Source organism: Micromonospora sp. NPDC005710, assembly GCF_040630995.1.
GTDB lineage: Bacteria > Actinomycetota > Actinomycetes > Mycobacteriales > Micromonosporaceae > Micromonospora.
Genome location: NZ_JBEXYP010000006.1, coordinates 125,913 through 148,781, shown reverse-complemented (window position 1 = coordinate 148,781; position 22,869 = coordinate 125,913). Strand labels below are relative to the sequence as shown.

Here is a 22,869-nt window from a genome sequence, read left to right as displayed (position 1 = left end):
GCCTGCTCTGCACCCGGGCCCCGGCGGCCCGGTGTGCAGAGCAAGTGCGCGGTTGAAGCGGACTCCATCGGTTCTCGACACTGGTGGGGGAGGGTGCGGATATGACTGGCAACTTCAGCGATTTCAAGGTGGCGGATCTGTCGTTGGCGGCCTTCGGGCGTAAGGAGATCGAGCTGGCCGAGCATGAGATGCCGGGTCTGATGTCGATCCGGAGGGAGTATGCCTCGCGGCAGCCGTTGAAGGGTGCGCGGATCACCGGCTCGCTGCACATGACCATCCAGACGGCCGTGTTGATCGAGACGCTGGTGGCGCTCGGCGCGCAGGTCCGGTGGGCGTCCTGCAACATCTTCTCCACCCAGGACCACGCGGCGGCGGCGATCGCGGTCGGCCCGGACGGCACCCCGGACGCCCCGGCCGGTGTCCCGGTCTACGCCTGGAAGGGCGAGTCCCTCGACGAGTACTGGTGGTGCACCCAGCAGGTGCTGCTCTGGCCGGACGGGCAGGGCCCGAACATGATCCTCGACGATGGTGGCGACGCCACGCTGCTGGTGCACAAGGGTGCCGAGTTCGAGGCCATCGGCGCGGTTCCGTCGCCGGAGAGCGCCGACTCGGAGGAGTACGAGGTCATCCTCGGGGTGCTGACCCGGTCCCTGCAAGAGGACGACCGCCGCTGGACGCGGATCGCCGCCGGGATCAAGGGGGTGACCGAGGAGACCACGACCGGGGTGCACCGACTGTACGAGATGCAGCAGGCGGGGCACCTGCTGTTCCCGGCGATCAACGTGAACGACTCGGTGACCAAGAGCAAGTTCGACAACAAGTACGGCTGCCGGCACTCGCTCATCGACGGGATCAACCGGGCCACCGATGTGCTGATCGGCGGGAAGGTCGCCGTCGTGTTCGGCTACGGCGACGTCGGCAAGGGCTGCGCGGAGAGTCTGCGTGGTCAGGGGGCGCGGGTCATCGTCACCGAGGTGGACCCGATCTGTGCTCTCCAGGCGGCGATGGACGGCTACCAGGTCGCGACAATCGACGACGTTGTCGAGACCGCCGACATCTTCGTGACCGCCACGGGCTGCTTCAGCGTGATCACCAACGAGCACATGGCGCGGATGAAGCACCAGGCGATCGTGGGAAACATCGGCCACTTCGACAACGAGATCGACATGGCGGGTCTCGCGAAACGCGCAGACGTCGAGCGGATCACTGTGAAGCCGCAGGTGGACGAGTGGCGCTTCGCGGACGGCCACTCGATCATCGTTCTGTCCGAGGGTCGGCTGTTGAACCTGGGCAACGCCACCGGGCACCCGAGCTTCGTGATGTCGAACAGCTTCGCCAACCAGACGATCGCGCAGATCGAGCTGTTCACCGACACCGACCAGTACCCGATCGGTGTCCACACCCTTCCGAAGCACCTGGACGAGAAGGTCGCCCGACTTCACCTTTCGGCGCTGGGTGTCCGCCTCAGCGAACTGACCAAGGAGCAAGCCAACTACCTCGGCGTCCCGGTCGAAGGGCCCTACAAGCCCGACCACTACCGCTACTGAGAGGGCCCGCCCCGCATGATCGCCGTATCTGGCTCGATCGCGACCGACCATCTGATGCGCTTCCCGGGGCGGTTCGCCGAGCAACTCATCGCCGGCAGCCTCGACACCGTCTCGCTCTCGTTCCTCGTCGACGACCTTGTCGTCCGTCGCGGCGGGGTCGCGGCCAACATCGCCTTCGGGCTCGCCCAACTCGGGCACCGGCCGGTGCTGCTCGGCGCGGTCGGCGGCGACTTCGGTGACTACCGCAGCTGGCTGGAGCGGCACGGGGTCGACTGCTCGGAGGTGCAGGTCAGCTCCATCGCACACACCGCCCGGTTCATCTGCACCACGGACACCGACCTCTGCCAGATCGCGTCGTTCTACCCCGGTGCGATGGGCGAGCCCGACCGGATCAGCCTCGACGGTGTCGCCGCGCGGTCTGGTGGCCTCGGGCTCGTCATCGTCGCCGCGGAGAACCCGGACACCATGCTCGCCCGGGCTGCCGCCTGCCGCCGACTGGGCCTGCCCTTCGCCGCCGACCCGTCACAACAGCTGGCCCGGATGTCGGCGGCCGACATCGAGGCGATGATCAACGGCGCTCACTACCTGTTGACCAACGAGTACGAGGCGGCGTTGCTGGAGTCGAAGACCGGGCTGAGCGAGGACGACATCCTGCGCCGCGTGGGCGTCCGGGTGGTGACCCTGGGCGCCAACGGGGTACGGATCACCGGGCGCGACGGCGACTTCCTGGTGCCGGCGGCTCGGGTGGGCGGCATCGTCGACCCGACTGGTGTCGGGGACGGCTTCCGGGCCGGCTTCTTCGCCGCGCTCGCCGCGGACCTGCCCATCGAGCGTGCGGCTCAGGTGGGCTGCGTCCTGGCGGCGCACGTGCTGGAGGTCGAAGGCCCGCAGGAATACACGATCGAGTCGGACACTTTCGAGCGCCGCATCGCCGAGTCCTACGGCCCTGACGTCGCTGTGGACGTACGCGCGCTGGGGCTGGCCCGGGTCTGATCGGGCCGACCGGGGGACGAGCCGCTGTCCCGGCGGCGGCCCGTCCTCTCGCCGAGCGGGAACGTCGGGTGCGGCGGCGGGCATTCGGCGGTCATTCGAGAAGAGCTGAACGTCAGCCTCGACGACTCGTGACTTTCTGCCAGTGGTAACCCCCGAACGGGGGTGTTCCAACACATCGATAGATGTTCACGTCTTGGCAGCGGTGCGCGCCTCCGCTACCGTCATGGGAACGCTCCCATGGACTTGGACACATCGTTGTGATCTGGAGGCAACACGTCGTGGCTATCCTCTCCCCCCTGCGCCGCAGAACGGCGGCCATCAGCGTGGCCGCCGTCGCGGGCGCCACCGCCGTCGGCGTCTGCCTCGCCGTCGGCAGCGCCTCCGCCGGCACGCTGTCCGGGTCGCTCTACCGCGACCCGAGTTCGGCGGTCGTCCGCTGGGTCGCCGCCAACCCCGGCGACTCGCGCGCTGCGGTCATCCGCGACAAGATCGCAAGCCAGCCGCAGGCCCGCTGGTTCGCCAACTTCAACCCCTCGACGGTGCAGTCCGAGGCGTCCGCGTTCATCGGCGCCGCCAACGCGGCGCAGCAGATCCCGGTGCTCGCCGTCTACGAGATCCCCAACCGGGACTGCGGAGGGGCCAGCGCCGGTGGGGCCCCGGACCTCAACCAGTACCAGACGTGGGTGACCAACTTTTCCAGGGGACTGGGCAACCAGACCGTCATCATCGTCCTGGAAACCGACTCGCTCGCCCTGCTGACGTGCCTGAGCAGCGCCGAGATCAACGCGCGCAACCAGGCGATCTCGACTGCCACCCGGACCATCAAGTCGGCCAACCCCAACGCCAAGGTGTACCTCGACGGGGGCCACTCCACCTGGAACAGCGCGGGTGAGACGGCAAACCGGCTCCGGGCGGCCGGCGTGCAGTACGCCGACGGCTTCTTCAGCAACGTGTCGAACTACAACTCCACCTCGAGCGAGGCGAACTTCGGTCGGGCGGTCATCTCCGCTCTCAACGGCATGGGGATCTCGGGCAAGCGCCAGGTCATCGACACCAGCCGCAACGGGGGTGCCAGCGGGGACTGGTGCGGCGACGACAACACCGACCGTCGCATCGGGCAGTACCCGACGACCAACACCGGCGATGCCAACATCGACGCGTACCTGTGGGTGAAGCCCCCGGGGGAGGCGGACGGATGCCGCTTCACGGCCGGTTCGTTCCAGCCCGACCTGGCGTTCAGCCTGGCCAACGGTGCGCCCAACCCGCCCACCACCACCCCGCCGACGACTCCGCCGCCGACCACCACACCGCCGACCACCACACCGCCGACCACGACCCCGCCGACGACCACGCCGCCGAACACCACGCCGCCGAACACCACGCCGCCGGCCGGTGACGGCTGCTACGCGTCGATCGCTGTCAACCAGTGGGCTGGCGGTTTCACCGCGAGCGTGACGGTCACCGCCGGCAAGTCGGACATCAACGGCTGGACAGTTACCGTCGCGCTGCCCGGCGGTGCGGTCACCAGCGCGTGGAACGCGCAGGTCAGCGGCACCAGTGGGACCGTTGGGTTCACCAACATGAGTTACAACGGACGGGTCCTCGGCCGCCAGTCGACGAACTTCGGCTTCCAGGGCACCGGCGCCGGCCCAGGTGTGTCGGCCGACTGCGTGACCAACTGACCCCAACCGATGCGGCGGGCCCGGCGCGGAGGACCACTCTCCGCGCCGGGCCCGCTTCCGTTCCTGCGGTACGAGCCGGGTTGCGGCGGCTAGCTGCGCACGCTGGTGGCCGGCAACTCCTCGGCATCGCGTCCGTTGGTCGGTCGCACCTGCCACGTGCTGCGGTCACGTGGGCGACCTCCCTTCTTGCGGGACAGTTCGTGGCCGGCGAGCACCGCGACAGCCGCAGCCGTCAGCAGGCCGGCGAACAGCGGGATGACGCGCACACCGGCCGTCGCCAGCAGGCCCGCGCCGACGAACGATCCGGCCGCGAGGCCGAAGTTGAAGGCGACGCTGAGACCTGCTGACGCCAGGTCGGTGGTCGACGGGGCCACCTGCATGACGCGGTGCTGGATTGCCGCGATCAGCGAACTGAACGACATCCCCGCGACGGCCAGCAACGGGATCGTCCACACCTTGCTCCCGCCAACCCCGTAGAGGCCGAGCATCGCGGCGGTGAGGAGCCCGAGGAGAACCAGCACCACACCGAGCGGAAACCGGTCCAGGACCCGGCCGACCACCCAGGTGCCGGCGACGCCGAAGGAGCCCTGGACGAACAGCAGCAGGCCGAGAGACGCGGCGGCGAACCCGCTGACGTCGAGGAGGAAGACGGTCATGTAGGTGAACGCGCCCATGGCGCCGGTGACCGCGAGAATGGTGGCGACGAGAAGCACGACGAAGCGGTGTCGGTCCGGCAGTGGCCCTACGTCGCCCGCACTGCTGGTCGGTGTAACGCTCGGCAGGAGCAGGCCGACCGCGACGCAGGTGACGAAGCCGAAGACGGCCATCGCGACGAAGGCGGCCCGCCACCCGGCCTGCCCGCCCAACCACGTGCTCAGCGGCACGCCCAGGACCGGGCCGAGGGCGTTGCCGATCGACAGTCGCGCCACGATGCGGCCACGGACGTTCGCAGGGAACATCGAGATCGCCACCGGAAACACCACCGCCCAGAAGACACCGTTCGTGGTCGCGGACACCACTCGGGCGGCGAGCAGCACCTCGTAGGAGGTCGCGAAGGCCGACACCGCCGTCGCCACCGCGAACACGCCGAGGGCGCCGGCGAGTAGCGGGCGTCGGGGCACTCGCCGGGTGACCCCTGTCAGCGGGAGCGCCACGACCATGACCACCACGGCGTACCCGGTCACCAGCAGACCGGCCGCGGACCTGGAGCGTCCCAGGTCCGGCGCGATGAGCGTGAGCAGCCCGATCGGCAGCACCTCGGTGGTGACGTAACAGAAAGTGGCCGCGGACAACGCGGTGAGGGCATAGACCGCGCGTCGATCGTGCGCCATTGGCTACCTCCCAGTTCCAGGACGAGGTGTGGCGGGCAGCCGTCACGCCTGCGGTGCCGCGATTCCAGCTAACGGGGTTTAGACGGTAGCATAGGCAACCACGCATTCCTTGCCATCGACGTGCCAGGACGCTGCATCGGGGCGGTAGGTGCAGGACGTGGGCGTCGGGCATAACCTCCTACGACGGATTGGGTAGTAGCATTTCCGTATGTCTCTCGACGTGTGCGAGCTACCGATGGTCGGCGGGCATCCGGCACTCGATCTGGTCAACACACTGGAGCGAGGCGGCGGGTTGCCGCACGACTTCCTGTCCGACAGCTCCGCGGTGCTGCGCTGGTCGGTCCGGGCGGGCGTGATCAGCGACGCCGAGGCCGACCAGGTGGGCCAGGCGTGGCGCGACGAGCCTGCGGCGGCCCAGGCGGGACTGGCCGCCGTGCGGGACATCCGTGAGGGTCTCCATCTCGTCCTGCTCGCGACGATCACCGATGCCGACGGTGGTGTGGCGGGCGACCCCGTCGCGGCCGGCGCCGCCCTTGTCGCACTGCATCAGCGCTGGTCCGGCGCGGCCGCCCGAGCGCGACTGGTGCTCGACTCGTCCCGGGTGCGGCTGGCCTACGGCACGGTGCCGGCCATGGTGGTGTCCGATCGGATCGCCGAGTCCGCCCTCGACGTCATGCTGACGGCCGACCCCACCCGGGTACGTCGCTGCCCGGTGCTCGAAGGTGGCTGTGGTTGGCTGTTCCTCGATCAGAGCCGCAACGGCTCCCGCCGCTGGTGCCGCATGGCTGACTGCGGCAACGCCGTGAAGGCGCGACGGCTCACCGAGCGTCGCCGCGCAGCCCGACCCTCCCGCTCGTAGCCTCGCCCAAAAATCTTGTAAAAGTAATTCCGGTTGGCGGCAACCTTCAGCCGATGGATCGCATGTACCCAGGTGTAAGCGACGATCGCCACGATCCATAGGGGCCCGCACAATGTCTGCACGTCACCTCCTGCTGCTGCCCGTTGCCACCGTCCTAATTGGACTGTCCGCCTGCGACTCCTCCGATCCGGCGGGTCCCAGCCCGACCCCGTCCGCTCCGACGTCGGCCGCTGCGGCCCCCGGCACCCCCAGCGCGTCGCCCGCCGCGGCTGTCCCGGCGGCCGGGGCTGCCGAATGCCCCACGGTGACGACTCTCCAGACGCTTGTCGAGCTGCCGAAGGGGTGGTCGCTCACCACCGTGAAGTGTGTGAAGGACTGGGCGGCGGCCGATCCGCAGGGCCCGACCGCTGCTGACGGGGTCTACCTGTTCCGCTACGTCGCCGGCACGGGCTGGAAGTACTACGACCAGGGCAGCGGATGGGACTGCAAGGACCTCGGCCTCAGCGAGCCGGCGCCGTTCTGCATCTCGGACCCGTCGACCGCGACGAAGCCCGCCACCAAGCCGGCCGCCAAGCCGACAACCAAGCCGGCCACCAGCGCCAAGTGCCCTTCCGCGAAGACCCTCGCGGGCCTGGTGGAGCTTCCGAAGGGCTGGAGCTTCGGCAGTGTCCAGTGTGTGAAGGACTGGGCGGGGGCCGACCCGCAGGGCCCGAGCGCGGGCGACGGCGTCTACCTGTTTCACTACGTGGCCGGCACCGGCTGGAAGTACTACGGCGACGGCAGCGGCTACGACTGCAAGGATCTCGGCCTCAACGAGCCGGCGCCGTTCTGCATCTCCTGATTGGGTGACCGCCGTCGCTTGCTGTGGCGCACGCCAGATAAGGTGTGCGCCACAGTCAACCGGCCGCATCGACGCCGCCGCTGCCTGAGGGACTTAGGGTGCGTGGGGGGACGAGCGGGGCATGGCGGAGTCCATCGACGATCTTTTCTGCGAGTTCGTTCGGACCCGATCGCCGGCACTACTCCGGACGGCGTACCTGCTGACCGGTGACCGGCACCTCGCGGAGGACCTGGTGCAGGATGCGCTGGCCCGTACTCACCGGGGACGGCGGCGGCTGGACGATCCCGGGCACTTCGAGGCGTACACCCGCAAAGCCATGTACCACCAGCACGTGAGCTGGTGGCGGCGCCGCAAGGTCGCCGAGTCCCTGCCCGGGGAGTTGGCCGACGTGGCTCAGCCCGGCAGTGACCATGCTCGTCGTACCGACCTCAAGCTTGCGCTGCACCAGGCTCTCGCCCAACTCACCCAGCGGCAACGGGCCGTGCTGGTGGTGCGGTTCTTCGAGGACCGCAGCGAGGCCGAGGCCGCGAACCTGCTGCAGTGCTCGGTAGGCACGATCAAGAGTCAGACCAGCAAGGCACTGGCCCGCATGCGGCAGATTGCGCCGGAATTGCTCTCGGCCGTGATGGAGGAGGCCTGATGACCGACAACCTCGGGCCGCTGCGTCAGGCCATGTCCGAACTGAGCGAGTACGGCGGCAGCGCCGACATGTACGAGCGCACCCTGCGCAGGTCACGACAGGTGCAACGACGGCAGGTGGTAACCACCAGCGCCGCTGCTGTGGCGCTGGTGTTCGCCATCGGCGGTACTGTCGCGTTCGCGACCCGCAACCAGGCCGCACCACCGATGCCACCCGCGTCCGCCTCGACCAGTGCCGGACCTCAGAATCCGACCTGTCCGTCGACGAAGGACCTCGGGGCTCTGGTTGAGCTGCCGACCGGCTGGTCGTTCGCCTCCCGGCCGGTGGAGTGCGTCGAGACGTGGGCTGCTGCCGACGTGCAGCGTGCGGACGCCAGCAGTGTCATCTACCTGTTCCACTACACGGCCGGCACGGGCTGGCGATTCCAGGACCAGGGCAACGGTTGGGACTGCAAGGCCCTCGGCCTGACCCAGCCGGCGTCGTTCTGCACCTCCTGATAGGCGCGCGCCACCGCAGATCGAACGCCTCAGGCCCGCAGATCGGACATCGCCGAGGCCGGGGCTCAGTCGAGTAGATAGTTGGCCGGGACCGCGTCGGTAAGCCAGACGCCGTTGGCGCTGCGGTGAAACACGTGCCCGGCGGCTGCCATCGCCGCCGCGTCGATGGTGAGGATCACGACCCGACCGGCCCGCCGGGCGCCGACCCGGTGGGCGGTCTCGGTGTCGGCGGAGAGATGGACGTGGTGCCGGCCCCCGCGGTGCAGACCGGTGGCCCGGATCGACTCGAGCGCACCGGCGCCGGTGCCGTGATAGAGCCGGTCCGGTGGGGTCGCTGGGGGCAGCCCGAGGTCCACCGGGACCGAGTGCCCCTGGTTGGCCCGGATCCGCAGCACCCCGTCGGTGCCGCGCTCGACAGCGAACCGCTGCTTGTCGTTGTCGGCGACCACCGCGTCCAGGTCGGCCCGCTCGATCCGGAGCGCGGCGAGCAGAGCGTCGACGGGAGTCCAACCAGCCGGGTCGAGCACCAGGCCGGCCTTGCCGGGATCGTGCCGGAGTGCCTTCGACAACCGCTTGCTCAACTTGACCAGACGCTCGCGTTCCACGCTGGCATTGTGGTCGATCCCCGTCGCCCCGTCACCACCAATTGCCGCGAACTGGAGGGTGTCCGCGTCTGCGTCCGAATGAGGGCGCCAGATCGGTGATCAAGGTTGCGGTCCGGTGTCGACCTCCAGATCGTCGTTTCAACTGACCGGATCGGTGGGTACGGTCCCGGCCGGCTGATCATCCGATCGACGGAGACGTCTCGTCAGCCGCCACGAACTTCCCTGATTGAGGAGCTTTCCATGTCGGTTCAGGCATTTCTCTACGTCGTCGCCGTCATCCTGATCGTGCTCGCCGCGCTGCCGCTGCCCACCCGGGGTGTCTCGCTCGCCCTGCTGGGTGCTGCAGTCGCGCTGCTCGCCTACGCCTGGCCGGTGATCACCAACTGACCTGTCGGTGCCGGGACGTCGGCGGTGCGTTCGCTGGCCGACAGCCAGCGTACGGAAGCGCTGCCGGCGTCCGGCCGAACTGCGGCACACCTCGCCGCAATCTCGGTCGAGAGCACCCCGACATCGACCAGCCCGCGACGTCCCGTTGCGTGCCGGTCGCTTCACGGGCGCGCTGCGATCGCTTGCCGAAGATCAGCGGGAACGTTGTGCGTCCTGCGGGTGCAGATTGACATTGCCGCGAGTCGGGAGCGAGTCATCCATCCTCGTCGTCGAGCAGATCGCGGCGCCACTCCGCGAATCGGCTTCGGAGATCGTTCAGCGCTGGGCCGGTGACGCCGTACTGGGTGAAGTCGTCGGCATCGAGATGGGTGGCTTGTCCGAGAGCGTCGGCGAAGATGCGCCGGTTGAAACCACGGTCGGCGCGCTGCGCGAGGGCGAGGAGGGCGTCGCGGGTGTAGCGGCCGGATCGAAGGGTGGCGTCGATGTCGATGAAGTCCCGGGCGAACGCTCGCCCGTAGAGTGCGCCCATCTTGTTCGCGACCGCGTCGTCGGGGTGGAGTACCGGTCCGATCGCCATGAGGATCGGTTCGTTGGCACGCCAGTCCACACCGAGTTCGACCTTGGAAATCCGCACGCCGTCGGTGACGGACAGCCGGGCGAAGGTGTCGTACTGGCGCTCGGTCTCGACGGTGAGGCCGTCGTCTCGATAGGCGTGCACCACGGCGGTGACCGCGGCGGTGAACTCGTCGCGGCGGTCCCAGGCGGTGAACAGGTCGATGTCCTCACTGAGCCGCTCGACGAGCCCGGCGGCCTGGACCGCGTAACCGCCAGCCAGCGCGAAGCCGTATTGATCGGCGGCCCCGAGCCCAGTACGGGCGAGGCGTTCGTGGAAGGGGTCCACCGCTATGCCGCGTCGCGGCGGGTCGCGGCGAGTTCGGGAAAGGCATCCTCCCAGCGCTGGCGGAGCTGGGGCGGCAGCCAGAGGGTGGGCCAGAGCCGCCCGAGGAGGACCGCATCGAGCCAGGTGTTCAGATCCTCGACCGTGCTGGCTTCGGTGAGTACCACCTTGTACATGCTGGCCAGGCGTGCGGTCCGGTTCAGGTCGTACTCGGCGTGCCCGGACCAGTCCAGATGACGCGGAAGCGTCACCGTGCCATCGGTCGGGCCGTGCAATGCGGCGAGGGTTTCGGCCACCACGTAGGGCTTCCGATCGCCGTAGGGCTGGTAGTCCGCAGGCGGCTGGGGTGATGTCCTGCGCCGGCTGATGTTGGTCGCCCTCCGGACTTCCGGTCGGAGCGCCTGACGGATCGTCTCCCGGCTGTACCCGGTGACCCGCTGCAGATCCACCGGCCGCCAGCCGGCCGCGTGGAACGCCCGTAGCTGCTCGTCCCGTTCGGTCAACGCCTGCGCCCGCGTCGCCTCGTATCGGGCGACGACCACGTGCAGCTCATCTTCGGAGAACCGACCCATATTGTCAGCCTACTGCGCTAGGCCCAGCACGCTTGGCTTCTTGCCCCGCATCCTTGCAACCAGCGGGGTAAAGCTACTGATTCCTTCTTCGAGTGCGCAGGACCCGTCTGGCAGGTGATCTCGCGGGTCTGCCACGTCCGTCGGGCGGCCATCTTTGTCGCAGCGAGTAGGTCGATGGTCATTGCGGTGACCGCGACAGCGGCTCGCGCGTACTCGGTCCGCATGCGCGAAAGAATGTTGGTTGACGCTCCCAGCGGATGCTCCAGTATGTCGGGGCGTCCGGCGAGGCGTAGCGCGCTGACGGCGCGGTAGCGGGCGAGCCACGGTGGGTCAGACACCGAATGTCGATCTCCTCTGCTGTGTGCACGATGTGTGCTCTCCAGCGGAGGTCACCCCGGGTCGATCCGTGCCACTCCAGGCCATTCGGAGTTAATGATCATGGTTGCCGGCCCGCCGCGTGTGGTCACCGTGTGCTCGTCGGTCGAGCCGGTTCGTCAATCCAAGGCAGGTCAACGTGGGTCACTCCCTGCCAACGCGGGTCGACCCGCAGGTCGCTAGACTGGGCTCTCGCGCCCCCGTAGCTCAGGGGATAGAGCATCGGTTTCCTAAACCGTGTGTCGCAGGTTCGAATCCTGCCGGGGGCACCAGGTCGGAAGGCCAGTCAGACGGCGTAGATGTGCTTGACCCCGTCCAGCCCCAGAGTGGCGGCACGGGCCCCGCGGACCCCGCTGTTCAGGTTGCGCCAGCCGTTGTTGCTGGCTGCCTCGTGCACCCACCCGTCGACGACGTTGTAGATGTGCTTCACCCCGTTGACGTTCAGCGCGGCCAGTGAGGTGCCCTGCGCGCCGAAGATACCGGTCCACAGGTTGGCCCAGCCGGCGTTGCTGGCGGCCTCGTAGATCCGACCACCGTTCAGGGCGTAGAGGATCTTCGTGCCGCCCACTGTGATCGCCGCCACCGCTGAGGCGGGGACGCCGGTGTTCAGGTTCCGCCAGGCGTTCGCGCTGTGGGCTTCGTGTATGTAACCGCCGACGATGCTGTAGATGTACTTGACGCCGTTGAGCACGATCACCGAGATCGACGACGAGTCGGCGCCGCCGATGCCGGTGTTGAGGTTGCGCCAGCCGTTGTTGCTGGCGGCTTCGTGGACGTACCCGTCGACGACGTTGTAGACCAGCTTCACCCCGTCGAGGTTGATCGCGGCCAGGGCGGTGCCCTGTGCGCCGTGGATGCCGGTCCACAGGTTGGTCCAGCCGGCGTTGCTGGCGGCCTCGTGGATCCGGCCGCCGTTGAGGGTGTAGAGGATCTTCGTGGTTCCCAGGGTGATGGCTGCCGCTGCCGTGCCGGTCACCGCGCCCGCGCTGCCGGAGACCGGTAGGGCGCGCCAGCCGGCGTTGCTGGCCGCCTCGTACACCTGACGGGGTTGGTCTGCGGGGTTCTGTTGGATGTAGACGAGCGGACTGATCAGGGCGCCGGACGGGTTGATCATGTGCCAGTGCAGGTGCGGGCCTGTCGAGCTGCCCGAGCCAGGCGCTCCGGCCGCGCCGCCGGAGCGGCCGACGATCGTGCCCGCGCCCACGCTCGCGCCGTTGGCGAGCACGAACTGCGACAGGTGCAGATACTGGCTGCGGTATCCGTCCGCGTGGTGGATCGTGACGGTGTTCCCGGCCGAGCCGTTGTTCGGGATGTTCTGGATGGTTCCCGCGCCACAGGCCGGCAGCGCGGTGCCCACTCCCATCCCGAAGTCGATGCCGCCGCGCGAGCCGCGGCTGAGGTGCCCCTCCCAGGTGTCGGTGATCGGGTAGGCGCTGAACGGGTTGTAGATCGCCGGCGCGGCCTCTGCGGCCTCGGGAACCATCAGTCCACCGGCGCTGATGGCGCCCGCACCCAGCACCGCGGCGCGCAACACGGTGCGGCGACTCACCGTGGAGGTGGTCGTGTCGCCGCCGCAGCAGATGCCTTCGTGACCGTCCGTCATTCCCACTCCTTCTGCGCCCGCTGATACATCTACGGAGGCTAATGGGTGGGGACGTCTGGCGGTACCGCAGCCACCAGACGTTGATCAGAGCGTCGGCAGCTGTTCGGCTCGGGTGACCACCTGGTCGATGAGGCCGTACTCCCGGGCCTCCTCGGCGGTGAACCAACGGTCCCGGTCCCAGTCGCGCTGGATCTCGTCGAGCGTCCGTCCACTGTGCTGAGCGATCAGCTCCTGCATGGTGCGCTTCACGTGCAGCATGTTCTCCGCCTGGATGGTGATGTCCGAGGCCGTTCCGCCCATTCCGCCGGACGGCTGGTGCATCATGACCCGCGAGTGTGGCAGCGCGTAGCGCTTGCCGGCCGCGCCCGCGCAGAGCAGAAACTGCCCCATCGAGCCGGCGAACCCGAGCGCCAGCGTCGCCACGTCGTTGCGGACGTAGCGCATCGTGTCGTAGACAGCCATCCCCGCGCTCACCGACCCGCCCGGCGAGTTGATGTACAGGAAGATGTCCCGGTCGGCGTCCTCGGCCGCGAGCAGCAGGATCTGCGCGCAGATCTGGTTGGCCGACTCCTCGGTCACCTCGGTGCCGAGAAAGACGATCCGCTCTCGCAGCAACCGCTCGAACACCTGGTCACCGAAGGACGGCTGCCCGCCCACCCGCATCTGTAGGTCGTACCTGATCATGTGCCGCCGCCTTCCGCAGTGCCGGCGGGCGGTCGGGACCACCCGGTGGACCGGCCCCTCCAGCGTGCGGCGACGACGGTGGCCGGCCCAGTGATTCTGCCGCCGGCAGATCCGCCGACGGCAGAACCCTCGCGGCCTACGCGGCGGTCAGCCGCCGCAGGCCCAGCCGGGTCTGGGCGCAGTCAGCCAGGGCTGCGGTACGCGGACCGGGGCGCGAGCCACCAGCGGAGGCGCTTTCGTCGACGCTGAGGATCGGCTCGCCCGCCACCGGCCCGCGGTGCAGGACGAAGCCGCTGACACGGGGACCCACCAGAAGGGTGGCGTTGCCGATCTCGCGCCGGGTCGCATCGACCCGCTCCAGGTGGGTGAGCGCGGCGCGCGGCGCGGCCGGGAGGCGGGGCTCGACCCGGCGCATGTCGTCGCGGGCCTCCCCGAGCAGGTCGGCGAGGCTGATGCCGAGCGCTCGACAGATCGCCGCCAGCACCTCCGACGACGCCTCCTTGCGGCCCCGCTCGACCTCGGACAGGTAGGGCACGGAGACGTCGGCCGACGCGGCCACCTCGCGCAGCGTGCGGCCCTGACGCTGGCGGTGGCGGCGCAGCACCCCGCCGATCACTCGTCGCAGTAACGACATGCGGGCCTCACTTTCGCGGTCGTCGTCGGGGACACCCTCATCATGCCCGTCCGCGGCCGTTCGGGCCGACCCGTCCGGGCCGCGCCGCCGGTTGTCCGCCGCGACCCGGGCGTGCGGCCGGCGGTGCAACCGCTATGTTGTGGGCGTGCAGGCGACGGCGGGGGAGCAGGTTCGACGGTGATCCATTTTCCCGCGCAACGCCGGGGTCCTCTGAGCGCGCTGAGCCTCCGGCTCGCCGCCGCCCTGGGCCTGGTCTTCGCCGTGGTCGCCGCGGTCTATCTGGGCCGGGAAGGCTACCGCGACGTCAATGAGGACGGTCTCACCCTCCTCGACTGCTTCTACTACGCGGTGGTGTCGCTCTCGACCACGGGTTACGGGGACATCACCCCGGCCGCGCCGTCGGCCCGGCTGGTGAACGTCCTCTTCATCACCCCGGCCCGGGTGATCTTCCTTATCATCCTGGTTGGTACCACCCTGGAAGTTCTGACCGAGCAGTACCGGACCGGCCGTCGCCTGTCGCGGTGGAGGAGAGCCGTGAAGGACCACGTCATCATCTGCGGCTACGGCACCAAGGGGCGCAGCGCTGTCTCCGCCCTGATGGAGAACGGTCTGGACCGTTCGCGGATCGTGGTCGTCGAGCGCAGCGCAGCCGCCCTGCGGCAGGCCACCTCCGCCGGTCTCGTGGCGATCGAGGGCTCGGCGACCCGCTCGTCGGTGCTGAACGAGGCACACGTCAAGACCGCCAAGGCCGTGATCATCGCGACCGACAGTGACGATGCGTCGGTGCTGGTGGCGCTGACGGTTCGACAGCTCACCGCCGGGCAGGTCCGCATCATCGCAGCGGCACGGGAGGCGGAGAACGCCCCGCTTCTCAAGCAGAGCGGCGCGCACCACGTGATCGTCTCCTCGGCCACGGCGGGCCGGCTGCTCGGCCTGTCCACGTCGGCGCCACCGCTCATCGACGTGGTGGAGGATCTGCTCACTCCCGGGCAGGGCATGGCGTTGGCGATGCGTTCCGCGGAGCGGGACGAGGTCGGGCGTTCGCCGCGCGAGCTGGAGTCGTTGGTGATCGCCCTGGTGCGGCGGGGCAAGGTGGTCACCCTGGCCGACCGGGCCGGCGCGGTGATCGAGACCGGCGACATGCTGGTGCACGTCCGCGACGACCGCCCCCAGTCGGCCACCACCGCCTGACCGGTCCGCCCCCGTGAACGGGTGTGACCGCTGGTGGGAATGGGGTCGCTGAGGTCCCTGCGGTGGCGCTGGGTCAGCAGGTGTCGTCGGTGACGCAGACCGCCTCGGTGCAGTTGACCGACGTGCCGCTGGAGGCCCGGCTCAGCAGCTCGTAGAGCGTCTCCCGCTCGGCGGGATCCAGTGCGCCGAGCACCTCGTCCTCCGCGCCGGCGAGGGCGCACTCGGCCTCACTGAGGCGTTTTGCCCCATCTTCGGTGAGTTCAACGACGTGGCGGCGGCGATCCTCGGGGGAGCGCCGCCGCTCGATCAACTGCTTCGTTTCGAGGTCGTTGAGGAGCCCGACGATATTGGTGCTGTCCATCTCCAGGATGGTGGCGAGCGCCTGTTGGCCGGTGCCGCCTCCGGCACGCAACACGGTGAGCGCGACCAGATGCCGGGGCCGCAGCCCCAGGGGCGCCAGCACCGACTCCGATCGCAGTCGCATCCGCCGGGCCAGATGGTCCAGGAGTGCGCCCGAGCGGTGCGCCGAGGAGTCGAGCGGCTGCGCGGACATGTGACCCAGTCTACCGACCCAGGGGAACATCGGCCTGCTATAAATAGTTGGTGCTGCACAGACGATTCCTGAAGGAGGAATAATGCACCTGCTGCATATTGACTCGAGCATCCGCGGTGACTGGTCGATCAGCCGACGGCTCACCGCCCGCGCTGTCGACACCTGGCGTGCAGCCCACCCGAACGGCACGGTGACCTACCGGGACCTCGGCGCCGAGCCGCTGCCGCACCTGGACGCGGACGGCGGCCTGGCCCGGATGACACCACCGGACCAGCACAGCCCGGCGCAGCGCGACTCCTGGCAGCTCAGTGAGCGGCTGGTCGACGAGGTGAAGCAGGCCGACGTGGTGCTGCTCGGCCTTCCGCTCTACAACTTCGGCGCACCCAGCAGCGTCAAGTCCTGGGTCGACCACCTGATCGTCCCCGGGCTGGCGTACGACCCGACGACGCAGGAGGGCCTGCTCGGTGGCCGCGAGTTCGTGGTCCTGACCACCCGAGGTGGCGGCTACGGCGAGGGCACCCCGCGCCACGGCTGGGACCACGCGGAGCCCTGGCTCCCGCACGGTCTGTCGATGACCGGCATGCAGCCGCGCTTCATCAGCACCGAGCTGACCCTGGCGCCGTCGGTGCCGGCGATGGCCGAGTTGATCCCGCTGCACGAGGCGAGCCTCGCGGCGACCGAGAAGGAGATCGACAACCTCTGGCTGCCGGCCACCGCCCAGCGCTGAGGCAGTTCCGGTACGACGAAGAGCGGCCGCCCCGATCGGGACGGCCGCTCTCGTCAGTGCTGACGGGTCAGATGATGGTCCAGGTGTCGCCGCTGCCCAGCAGCCCGGCGAGCTGCTGCTCGGGGGTCTCGGTGACAGTGGCCTTGGCGGCCGCGAGCTGAGCCTGCACCACGCTGTCGTAGGACGGTCGGTCCACCGAGCGGAACACCCCGATCGGGGTGTTGCGCAGGTCCAGACCGGGCAGTCGGGACAGCGCGAAGGCGTACGCCGGGTCGGCGACGGTCGCGTCGTGCACGACGACCTCCTCCGGGCGGACCGAGCTGGTCTCCCGGACCTCCAGGCCGAAGCCGCCCGGCGGGTGCACCACGCAGAACTGCCCGTCCGCGCCGAAGGTGATCGGCTGCCCGTGCTCCAGGCGGATCAGGTAGTCGTCCCGGGTGGACGGGTCCTTGAGCTGTTCGAATGCCCCGTCGTTGAAGATGTTGCAGTTCTGGTAGATCTCCACGAAGGCCGAGCCCTCGTGCTCCGCCGCCGCCCGCAGCACTGACTGAAGGTGCTTGCGGTCGGAGTCGATGGTCCGGCCGACGAAGCTGGCCTCCGCGCCGAGGGCGAGCGAGAGCGGGTTGAACGGGGCGTCCGCCGAGCCGGCCGGGGTCGACTTGGTGACCTTGCCGACCTCGGAGGTCGGAGAATACTGGCCCTTGGTCAGACCGTAGATCCGGTTGTTGAACAGCAGGATCTTGAGGTTGACGTTGCGCCGCAGCGCGTGGATCAGGTGGTTGCCACCGATGGAGAGCGCGTCGCCGTCGCCGGTCACCACCCAGACCGACAGGTCCGGCCGGGACACCGACAGGCCGGTCGCGATCGCCGGGGCCCGACCGTGGATCGAGTGCATCCCGTACGTGTTCATGTAGTACGGGAAGCGGGACGAGCAGCCGATCCCGGAGACGAAGACGGTGCGCTCCCGGGGGATGTTCAGCTCCGGCATGAACTGCTGGATGGCCGCCAGGATCGCGTAGTCACCGCAACCGGGGCACCAGCGCACCTCCTGGTCGGACTTGAAGTCCTTCGCGGTGAGCTTGACGGCGACGGGCTCAGACATTCTTCAGCACCTCTTCCAGCGTCGTCTCCAGCTCGGCGGCAGTGAACGGAAGACCGCGGACCTGGTTGTAGCTGATCGCGTCGACCAGGTAGCGGGCCCGGATGACGTGGGCGAGCTGGCCCAGGTTCATCTCCGGGATGACCACCTTGTCGTACGACCGCAGCACCTCACCGAGGTTGGCCGGCATCGGTGCCAGGTGCCGCAGGTGCGCCTGAGCGATGGACAGACCGCGTTGGCGTACGCCGCGGCACGCCGCGCCGATCGGCCCGTACGTGGAGCCCCAGCCGAGCACCAGGACCCGAGCGTCGCCGTCCGGGTCCTCCACCTCGATGTCGGGCACCGGGATGGTCTCGATCCGGGCGGCTCGGGTGCGCACCATGAAGTCGTGGTTGGCCGGGTCGTAGGAGATGTCCCCGGTCTTGTCGGCCTTCTCCAGACCGCCGATCCGGTGCTCCAGGCCCGCCGTGCCGGGGATCGCCCACGGCCGGGCCAGGGTCTCCGGATCACGCAGGTAGGGCAGGAAGGTGGTGCCGTCCTCGGCGTTGGGCTTGGTAGCGAACTCGACCCGCAGGTCGGGCAGCGACTCCACGTCGGGCAGCAGCCACGGCTCGGAGCCGTTGGCGACGTAGTTGTCCGACAGCAGGATCACCGGGGTGCGGTAGGTGAGCGCGATCCGGGCCGCCTCCAGTGCCGCGAAGAAGCAGTCCGACGGTGACCGGGGGGCGATCACCGCGACCGGCGCCTCGCCGTGCCGGCCGTAGAGCGCCATGTTGAGGTCGGCCTGCTCGGTCTTGGTCGGCATGCCCGTCGACGGGCCGGCGCGCTGCACGTCCACGATCACCAGCGGCAGCTCCAGCGCCACCGCGAGCGAGATCGTCTCGCTCTTGAGGGCCACGCCGGGGCCGCTGGTGGTGGTCACACCCAGCGCGCCGCCGTAGGAGGCGCCCAGTGCGGCGCCGACGGCGGCGATCTCGTCCTCGGCCTGCACGGTGAGCACACCGAAGCGCTTGTGCTTGCTCAGCTCGTGCAGGATGTCCGACGCGGGCGTGATCGGGTACGCCCCGAGGAAGACCGGCAGCCCGGAGCGGACCCCGGCGGCGACCAGACCCAGCGAGAGCGCCGCGTTGCCGGTGATGTTGCGGTACGTGCCCGGCTTCATCTTGGCCGGCTTGACCTCGTAGCGGACCCCGAAGTCCTCGGTGGTCTCGCCGAAGTTCCAACCCGCCTTGAACGCGGCGACGTTCGCGGCGACCAGCTCCGGTCGCTTCGCGAACTTGCGCTCCAGGAAGCGCAGCGTCGACTCGTACGGCCGGGAGTACATCCAGGAGAGCAGGCCGAGCGCGAACATGTTCTTCGAGCGCTCGGCATCCTTCTTGGACACCTGGTGAGCGGCGAGCGCGCCGACTGTCATCGAGGTGAGCGCCACCGGGTGCACGACGTAGCCGGCCAGCGAGTCGTCGTCGAGCGGGCTGCTCTGGTAGCCGACCTTGGCGAGGTTGCGCTTGGTGAACTCGTCGGTGTTGACGATGATGTCCGCGCCGCGCGGCAGATCGGCCAGGTTGGCCTTGAGGGCCGCCGGGTTCATCGCCACGAGCACGTTCGGCGCGTCACCCGGCGTGAGGATGTCGTAGTCGGCGAAGTGCACCTGGAAGCTCGACACGCCGGGCAGGGTGCCGGCGGGAGCGCGGATCTCGGCGGGGAAGTTTGGCAGCGTGGAGATGTCGTTGCCGAGCTGCGCCGTCTCCGAGGTGAACCGGTCGCCGGTCAGCTGCATGCCGTCGCCGGAGTCACCGGCGAACCGGATGACCACCCGGTCGAGTTGACGGATCTGCTTGGTCACTGTGCCACCTTCGTTCGCGACTGCGGGGCTTGCCCGGCCACGGAACCTCCTCGACGCAACGCTTCACCGCACCGCCCCAGGCTGGTCCGGCCGCTGTCGTTCCTCACCTGAGAGCCTACGTCTAAGGGAGCCCTAACCATCCCGGGAGGTCCGCCGACTGGGACCTGATGGGGGCGCGAAATGCACGTCTTTGCGGTGTTACGCACCGCCCGCCGTAATTCAGATCACCACCGGGCAGCCGACGACCCCGGCCGCTGGTGCGCCCGGGGTCGTCAGTCGATCAATCGGCGGGACGGGTCGCCGGCTCGGGCGGCGGGCCGCCGAACCGGCGGCGCAGGGAGGTCATGGCAAGCGTGAGAGCCAGCACCACGAGCAGCGTGGAGACGGCGATCAGACTGACCGCGGTGCGCTGCACCGACGTCAGCCCGCGGTCTCGGCTCGTGGCACCGGCCGGGAGTACGCCCTGCGACCCGGTCGGTGCGGGCGGGGAGACCACCGGCGTGGCCAGCGCGGCGGCCGCGGTGATCCGGAAGCTCATCTGCACCCGACGGGTCGGGCCGCTGCGCGGATCGAGTTGGCCGATCACGGCACCGGACAACGGTGCCTCCCGCTGCGCCTCCGACGTCGCCTCCACGGGCAGTTGCACCTCGGCGGTCGTACCCGCCAGCACCAGGCCGGCGTCACAGCGGGTGCGGGTCGGGTTGACCGCCACGCAGCCGAGCGGTGGGGTCGGCACCGTCACCCCGGCCGGCAGGACGACCTCGACCCGGCCGGCGGCGTCCACCTTGCCGGTGTTGCCCAGCCGGAGCGTGAGGATGCTCGGGCCGCCGCTGATGTCGAAGGCCACCTCGTCGGCGGCGAGCGTGATCCCGGGCACCGGCGGCCCGGGTGGGAAGAGCACAGCGAAGCCCTGGTCGTCGGCGGCCTCCCCGGGCACTCCCGACGCGTTCGCGACGACCTGGACGGAGCCGCTGAGCGGCATCTGCTTCCATGCCGTCCCGGCGACGCGCAGGTGCAGCACGGTACTGAACCGGACGCCCGCCTCGGCGGTCCAGGCCCCGCAGCGGTACGCCCCTCCACCCGTCGGGGTGCAGCCCTTCGTGCCGGCGTCGGTGAGCCCGGCGGGCAGCGTGTACGAGAGTTGGATCTGTTCCCCGGTCGTGCCGGTGTTGTGCACTGTGACCTGGAGGGTGGCAGTGGTGCTCGCGGTGTTCCAGTACGCCTCGGTGAGGGTGACGTCTCCGGTGGTGACCTGCACGCCCAGCGGGTTCTGCGGCGGCGCCGGCGAACCCGGCGCGGGCGGGCGGACCGGCGGGGCCGGGGGTGTCGACGGGGCCGGGGCCGGGGGTGCGGTCGGCGGCCCCGGAGGGCCCGGGGTGGGCGGTCGGGTGGTGCCACCCGGCGCGGGCGCGATCGTGGTCGGTGGGGGCGGAAGCTCCGGGGCGGTGGTCACCGGCGCGGGTGGCGTCGTCTCCGGCGGCGGGGCGCTGGTCTCCGGCGCGGGTTCGGTCGGCCCCGGTTCACCGCCCGGCACCTCGGTCGGGCTGGGCTCCTCCGCCGGCGTGGTCGGGGGTTCTTCCTCCCCGGGTTCGTTCACCGGTTCGCCGGAGGCCACTACCGGGTCCGCGTCCGGTACGGCCGCGCTGGCCCAGGCCGGTCCCACGGCGAGTGCCGTGAGCAGGCCGAGCGCGAGCGCGGTCGCCAGCAGGGGCGTGGAACGCCGCCCCTCCGCCCGGTTACCGGGCGATGCCTTCACGCGGGCCATCTGTCCTCCGGTGACATGGGTGGGTGTCCAATGTTCGGTAACACTTGCCCCTGCGCACTAGTCCCATCTGGAAACAAATTCGTAACGTGTTTGGGACGGCCGATCGGGGCGGGCGGTAGGCTGCCGACTGTGAACGGATACCTGGGCTCGTACGCGACGCTCGGGCTCCTGCTGCTCGCCAGCGTTCTCTTCTTTGTTACGGCGTTCTCGGCCAACCGGGTGTTACGCCCGGCACGTCCGGCCGACCCGCCCGGCAAGCGGGCCAGCTACGAGTGCGGGCTCGACCCGGTCGGTGCCGACTGGGCGCAGATGCAGATCCGTTACTACGTGTACGCCTACCTGTACGTCCTGTTCGCGGTCGAGGCGGTGTTCCTCTTCCCCTGGGCGGTGGTCTTCGACCGGCCGGGCTTCGGCCTGGTGACTGTGGTGGAGATGGCGGTGTTCGTGGCGGTGCTCGCGCTCGGCATTCTCTACGCCTGGCGTAGGAACATCCTCCGCTGGACCTGAGTGTCACGGCCTCCGGCGATCGTGTCGGTCGGCCCGGCCGTTCGCGGCCGATCACGGCGACAACCGGTCAGGCCAGGCCCCTTCGGGTCGCCGTGGGCGGGCGGTCGCCGCGGATCGAGGCCACCAGATCCAGGACCCGTCGGGTCGGGCCGACCTGGTGGGCCCGGAAGACCCGGGCACCCAACCAGGCCGAGACGGCCGTCGCGGCGAGCGTCCCCTCCAGGCGTTCGGCCACCGGCAGCCCCAACGTCTCACCGATGAAGTCCTTGTTGGAGAGCGCCACCAGCACCGGCCAGCCGGTCGCGGTCAGCTCGTCCAGTCGGCGGGTGATCTCCAGCGAGTGCCTGGTGTTCTTGCCGAAGTCGTGAGCCGGGTCGATGAGGATGCCGTCGCTGCGTACCCCCGCCGCCACCGCGCGCTCGGCGAGCCCGGTCACCGTCGCCACGACGTCGGCGACCACGTCGGTGAAGGCGGCCCGGTGCGGCCTGGTCCGCGGGGTGAGGCCGCCGGCGTGTGAACAGACCACGCCGGCGCCGGTCTGCGCGGCCACCCGGACCAGCGCCGGGTCGGCACCCGACCAGGTGTCGTTGAGCAGGTCGGCGCCCGCCGCCACAGCCTCCGTCGCCACCTCGGCACGCCAGGTGTCGATGGAGATCACCACCTCCGGAAACGCAGCCCGGACGGCGGCGATGGTGTCGACGGTGCGCCGGATCTCCTCGGCGACGTCCACGTCCGCACCGGGGCCGGCCTTCACCCCGCCGATGTCGATGATGGCCGCGCCCTCGTCCACCGCCCGCTCCACGGCGCGCAGAGCGCTGTCCGCGGCGTAGGTGGCCCCGCGGTCGAAGAACGAGTCGGGCGTGCGGTTGATGATCGCCATCACCACCAGCTCGCCCGGGGCGAACGTCCGCCCACCCAGCCGAAGCGCCCCGGCCATGCCCGCCTCCTGGAAGTTCGCGCCGTCGCCGCCGCGCCAGCCCGACCCGACGCTAGTCGGTCGCCCCGCACCGATTCCGGGCGGGCGTCGGCGCCGATC

General features: G+C 69.7%; 23 protein-coding genes and 1 tRNA gene. 12 read left to right on the top strand and 12 right to left on the bottom strand.

Annotated elements, in window-relative coordinates:
- The first annotated feature begins 101 nt into the window (after window positions 1–101).
- The 3 genes from ahcY to ABZ406_RS10645 all read left to right on the top strand — a co-directional run bounded on the left by ahcY (window position 102) and on the right by ABZ406_RS10645 (window position 4,222).
- Complete coding sequence (gene ahcY / locus ABZ406_RS10655; protein WP_357758562.1) at window positions 102–1,547, top strand: adenosylhomocysteinase; 1,446 nt, start codon at window positions 102–104, stop codon at window positions 1,545–1,547.
- 15 nt (window positions 1,548–1,562) lie between these two features.
- Window positions 1,563–2,540 (top strand): carbohydrate kinase family protein, encoded by a 978-nt coding sequence (locus ABZ406_RS10650; RefSeq protein ID WP_357758559.1) that lies wholly within the window; start codon window positions 1,563–1,565, stop codon window positions 2,538–2,540.
- Window positions 2,541–2,818: 278 nt separating this feature from the next.
- Window positions 2,819–4,222: a glycoside hydrolase family 6 protein gene (locus tag ABZ406_RS10645; RefSeq protein WP_357758556.1), complete on the top strand. Its 1,404-nt coding sequence runs from the start codon at window positions 2,819–2,821 to the stop codon at window positions 4,220–4,222.
- Window positions 4,223–4,311: 89 nt separating this feature from the next.
- On the opposite strand, the gene ABZ406_RS10640 is transcribed toward ABZ406_RS10645, so the two are convergent.
- Window positions 4,312–5,553 carry an MFS transporter gene (locus ABZ406_RS10640; RefSeq protein ID WP_357758553.1) on the bottom strand — a complete coding sequence of 414 codons (1,242 nt, stop codon included), beginning with the start codon at window positions 5,551–5,553 and terminating at the stop codon, window positions 4,312–4,314.
- Between the two features lie 208 nt (window positions 5,554–5,761).
- On the opposite strand from ABZ406_RS10640, the gene ABZ406_RS10635 reads away from it, so the two are divergent.
- The 4 genes from ABZ406_RS10635 (at window position 5,762) to ABZ406_RS10620 (ending at window position 8,390) form a co-directional block, all read left to right on the top strand.
- The gene (locus tag ABZ406_RS10635; protein WP_357758551.1) at window positions 5,762–6,412 is read left to right on the top strand and encodes a CGNR zinc finger domain-containing protein; all 651 of its coding nucleotides are present in this window, start codon (window positions 5,762–5,764) and stop codon (window positions 6,410–6,412) included.
- A 304-nt stretch (window positions 6,413–6,716) separates the two neighbouring features.
- Window positions 6,717–7,253, top strand: coding sequence for a hypothetical protein (locus ABZ406_RS10630; protein WP_357758548.1), 537 nt, complete (start codon window positions 6,717–6,719; stop codon window positions 7,251–7,253).
- A gap of 121 nt (window positions 7,254–7,374) precedes the next feature.
- Window positions 7,375–7,893 carry a SigE family RNA polymerase sigma factor gene (locus tag ABZ406_RS10625; RefSeq protein WP_357758545.1) on the top strand — a complete coding sequence of 173 codons (519 nt, stop codon included), beginning with the start codon at window positions 7,375–7,377 and terminating at the stop codon, window positions 7,891–7,893.
- Window positions 7,893–8,390 (top strand): hypothetical protein, encoded by a 498-nt coding sequence (locus tag ABZ406_RS10620; protein ID WP_357758542.1) that lies wholly within the window; start codon window positions 7,893–7,895, stop codon window positions 8,388–8,390. The genes ABZ406_RS10625 and ABZ406_RS10620 overlap by 1 nt, the downstream gene beginning before the upstream one ends.
- 65 nt (window positions 8,391–8,455) lie before the next feature.
- Here the strand turns inward: ABZ406_RS10620 and ABZ406_RS10615 are convergent, their stop codons facing one another.
- Window positions 8,456–8,995, bottom strand: a complete 540-nt coding sequence (locus ABZ406_RS10615; RefSeq protein ID WP_357758539.1) for an RNA 2'-phosphotransferase — start codon at window positions 8,993–8,995, stop codon at window positions 8,456–8,458.
- 240 nt (window positions 8,996–9,235) lie between these two features.
- On the opposite strand from ABZ406_RS10615, the gene ABZ406_RS10610 reads away from it, so the two are divergent.
- On the top strand, window positions 9,236–9,382 hold the full coding sequence (locus ABZ406_RS10610; protein WP_357758537.1) for a hypothetical protein: 147 nt from the start codon (window positions 9,236–9,238) through the stop codon (window positions 9,380–9,382).
- 253 nt (window positions 9,383–9,635) lie between these two features.
- Here ABZ406_RS10610 and ABZ406_RS10605 read toward each other — a convergent pair whose 3' ends face one another.
- Both ABZ406_RS10605 and ABZ406_RS10600 read right to left on the bottom strand, forming a co-directional pair.
- Window positions 9,636–10,283: a nucleotidyl transferase AbiEii/AbiGii toxin family protein gene (locus tag ABZ406_RS10605; RefSeq protein WP_357758535.1), complete on the bottom strand. Its 648-nt coding sequence runs from the start codon at window positions 10,281–10,283 to the stop codon at window positions 9,636–9,638.
- 2 nt (window positions 10,284–10,285) lie between these two features.
- A complete protein-coding gene (locus ABZ406_RS10600; protein WP_357758532.1) occupies window positions 10,286–10,852 on the bottom strand; it encodes a hypothetical protein in 567 nt (188 codons plus the stop codon).
- Between the two features lie 571 nt (window positions 10,853–11,423).
- Between ABZ406_RS10600 and ABZ406_RS10595 the strand changes: the two genes are divergently transcribed.
- A tRNA-Arg gene (locus ABZ406_RS10595) sits at window positions 11,424–11,499 on the top strand.
- A gap of 14 nt (window positions 11,500–11,513) precedes the next feature.
- Here the strand turns inward: ABZ406_RS10595 and ABZ406_RS10590 are convergent.
- The 3 genes from ABZ406_RS10590 to ABZ406_RS10580 all read right to left on the bottom strand — a co-directional run bounded on the left by ABZ406_RS10590 (window position 11,514) and on the right by ABZ406_RS10580 (window position 14,148).
- Window positions 11,514–12,830 carry a M23 family metallopeptidase gene (locus ABZ406_RS10590; protein ID WP_357758529.1) on the bottom strand — a complete coding sequence of 439 codons (1,317 nt, stop codon included), beginning with the start codon at window positions 12,828–12,830 and terminating at the stop codon, window positions 11,514–11,516.
- Between the two features lie 84 nt (window positions 12,831–12,914).
- Window positions 12,915–13,514 (bottom strand): ATP-dependent Clp protease proteolytic subunit, encoded by a 600-nt coding sequence (locus ABZ406_RS10585; RefSeq protein ID WP_357758526.1) that lies wholly within the window; start codon window positions 13,512–13,514, stop codon window positions 12,915–12,917.
- 136 nt (window positions 13,515–13,650) lie between these two features.
- The gene (locus tag ABZ406_RS10580; RefSeq protein ID WP_357758523.1) at window positions 13,651–14,148 is read right to left on the bottom strand and encodes a helix-turn-helix transcriptional regulator; all 498 of its coding nucleotides are present in this window, start codon (window positions 14,146–14,148) and stop codon (window positions 13,651–13,653) included.
- A gap of 177 nt (window positions 14,149–14,325) precedes the next feature.
- Between ABZ406_RS10580 and ABZ406_RS10575 the strand changes: the two genes are divergently transcribed.
- Window positions 14,326–15,339: a potassium channel family protein gene (locus ABZ406_RS10575; protein ID WP_357758520.1), complete on the top strand. Its 1,014-nt coding sequence runs from the start codon at window positions 14,326–14,328 to the stop codon at window positions 15,337–15,339.
- A 73-nt stretch (window positions 15,340–15,412) separates the two neighbouring features.
- Here ABZ406_RS10575 and ABZ406_RS10570 read toward each other — a convergent pair whose 3' ends face one another.
- Window positions 15,413–15,892, bottom strand: coding sequence for a MarR family winged helix-turn-helix transcriptional regulator (locus ABZ406_RS10570; RefSeq protein WP_357758518.1), 480 nt, complete (start codon window positions 15,890–15,892; stop codon window positions 15,413–15,415).
- Window positions 15,893–15,974: 82 nt separating this feature from the next.
- On the opposite strand from ABZ406_RS10570, the gene ABZ406_RS10565 reads away from it, so the two are divergent.
- On the top strand, window positions 15,975–16,619 hold the full coding sequence (locus ABZ406_RS10565; protein WP_357758515.1) for an NAD(P)H-dependent oxidoreductase: 645 nt from the start codon (window positions 15,975–15,977) through the stop codon (window positions 16,617–16,619).
- A 67-nt stretch (window positions 16,620–16,686) separates the two neighbouring features.
- Here the strand turns inward: ABZ406_RS10565 and ABZ406_RS10560 are convergent, their stop codons facing one another.
- From ABZ406_RS10560 to ABZ406_RS10550, 3 genes are all read right to left on the bottom strand, one after another.
- Window positions 16,687–17,721: a 2-oxoacid:ferredoxin oxidoreductase subunit beta gene (locus ABZ406_RS10560; RefSeq protein WP_357758512.1), complete on the bottom strand. Its 1,035-nt coding sequence runs from the start codon at window positions 17,719–17,721 to the stop codon at window positions 16,687–16,689.
- Complete coding sequence (locus ABZ406_RS10555; protein ID WP_357758510.1) at window positions 17,714–19,561, bottom strand: 2-oxoacid:acceptor oxidoreductase subunit alpha; 1,848 nt, start codon at window positions 19,559–19,561, stop codon at window positions 17,714–17,716. The genes ABZ406_RS10560 and ABZ406_RS10555 overlap by 8 nt, the downstream gene beginning before the upstream one ends.
- Before the next feature lie 280 nt (window positions 19,562–19,841).
- Window positions 19,842–21,326 (bottom strand): hypothetical protein, encoded by a 1,485-nt coding sequence (locus tag ABZ406_RS10550; protein WP_357758507.1) that lies wholly within the window; start codon window positions 21,324–21,326, stop codon window positions 19,842–19,844.
- Window positions 21,327–21,455: 129 nt separating this feature from the next.
- On the opposite strand from ABZ406_RS10550, the gene ndhC reads away from it, so the two are divergent.
- On the top strand, window positions 21,456–21,833 hold the full coding sequence (ndhC, locus tag ABZ406_RS10545; protein WP_091394827.1) for an NADH-quinone oxidoreductase subunit A: 378 nt from the start codon (window positions 21,456–21,458) through the stop codon (window positions 21,831–21,833).
- A gap of 67 nt (window positions 21,834–21,900) precedes the next feature.
- Here ndhC and folP read toward each other — a convergent pair whose 3' ends face one another.
- Complete coding sequence (folP, locus tag ABZ406_RS10540) at window positions 21,901–22,770, bottom strand: dihydropteroate synthase (RefSeq protein WP_357758503.1); 870 nt, start codon at window positions 22,768–22,770, stop codon at window positions 21,901–21,903.
- Between the last annotated feature and the right edge of the window lie 99 nt (window positions 22,771–22,869).

What these genes read in the sequence shown, in the direction of transcription:
- ABZ406_RS10620 (WP_357758542.1), top strand. Translation starts at nt 7,893, where the DNA reads ATGACCGACAACCTCGGGCCGCTGCGTCAGGCCATGTCCGAACTGAGC.
- ABZ406_RS10590 (WP_357758529.1), bottom strand. Translation starts at nt 12,830, where the DNA reads ATGACGGACGGTCACGAAGGCATCTGCTGCGGCGGCGACACGACCACC.
- ABZ406_RS10580 (WP_357758523.1), bottom strand. Translation starts at nt 14,148, where the DNA reads ATGTCGTTACTGCGACGAGTGATCGGCGGGGTGCTGCGCCGCCACCGC.
- ABZ406_RS10565 (WP_357758515.1), top strand. Translation starts at nt 15,975, where the DNA reads ATGCACCTGCTGCATATTGACTCGAGCATCCGCGGTGACTGGTCGATC.
- folP (WP_357758503.1), bottom strand. Translation starts at nt 22,770, where the DNA reads ATGGCCGGGGCGCTTCGGCTGGGTGGGCGGACGTTCGCCCCGGGCGAG.
- ahcY (WP_357758562.1), top strand. Translation starts at nt 102, where the DNA reads ATGACTGGCAACTTCAGCGATTTCAAGGTGGCGGATCTGTCGTTGGCG.
- ABZ406_RS10550 (WP_357758507.1), bottom strand. Translation starts at nt 21,326, where the DNA reads ATGGCCCGCGTGAAGGCATCGCCCGGTAACCGGGCGGAGGGGCGGCGT.
- ABZ406_RS10585 (WP_357758526.1), bottom strand. Translation starts at nt 13,514, where the DNA reads ATGATCAGGTACGACCTACAGATGCGGGTGGGCGGGCAGCCGTCCTTC.
- ABZ406_RS10600 (WP_357758532.1), bottom strand. Translation starts at nt 10,852, where the DNA reads ATGGGTCGGTTCTCCGAAGATGAGCTGCACGTGGTCGTCGCCCGATAC.
- ABZ406_RS10635 (WP_357758551.1), top strand. Translation starts at nt 5,762, where the DNA reads ATGTCTCTCGACGTGTGCGAGCTACCGATGGTCGGCGGGCATCCGGCA.
- ABZ406_RS10640 (WP_357758553.1), bottom strand. Translation starts at nt 5,553, where the DNA reads ATGGCGCACGATCGACGCGCGGTCTATGCCCTCACCGCGTTGTCCGCG.
- ABZ406_RS10570 (WP_357758518.1), bottom strand. Translation starts at nt 15,892, where the DNA reads ATGTCCGCGCAGCCGCTCGACTCCTCGGCGCACCGCTCGGGCGCACTC.
- ABZ406_RS10560 (WP_357758512.1), bottom strand. Translation starts at nt 17,721, where the DNA reads ATGTCTGAGCCCGTCGCCGTCAAGCTCACCGCGAAGGACTTCAAGTCC.
- ABZ406_RS10650 (WP_357758559.1), top strand. Translation starts at nt 1,563, where the DNA reads ATGATCGCCGTATCTGGCTCGATCGCGACCGACCATCTGATGCGCTTC.
- ABZ406_RS10625 (WP_357758545.1), top strand. Translation starts at nt 7,375, where the DNA reads ATGGCGGAGTCCATCGACGATCTTTTCTGCGAGTTCGTTCGGACCCGA.
- ABZ406_RS10610 (WP_357758537.1), top strand. Translation starts at nt 9,236, where the DNA reads ATGTCGGTTCAGGCATTTCTCTACGTCGTCGCCGTCATCCTGATCGTG.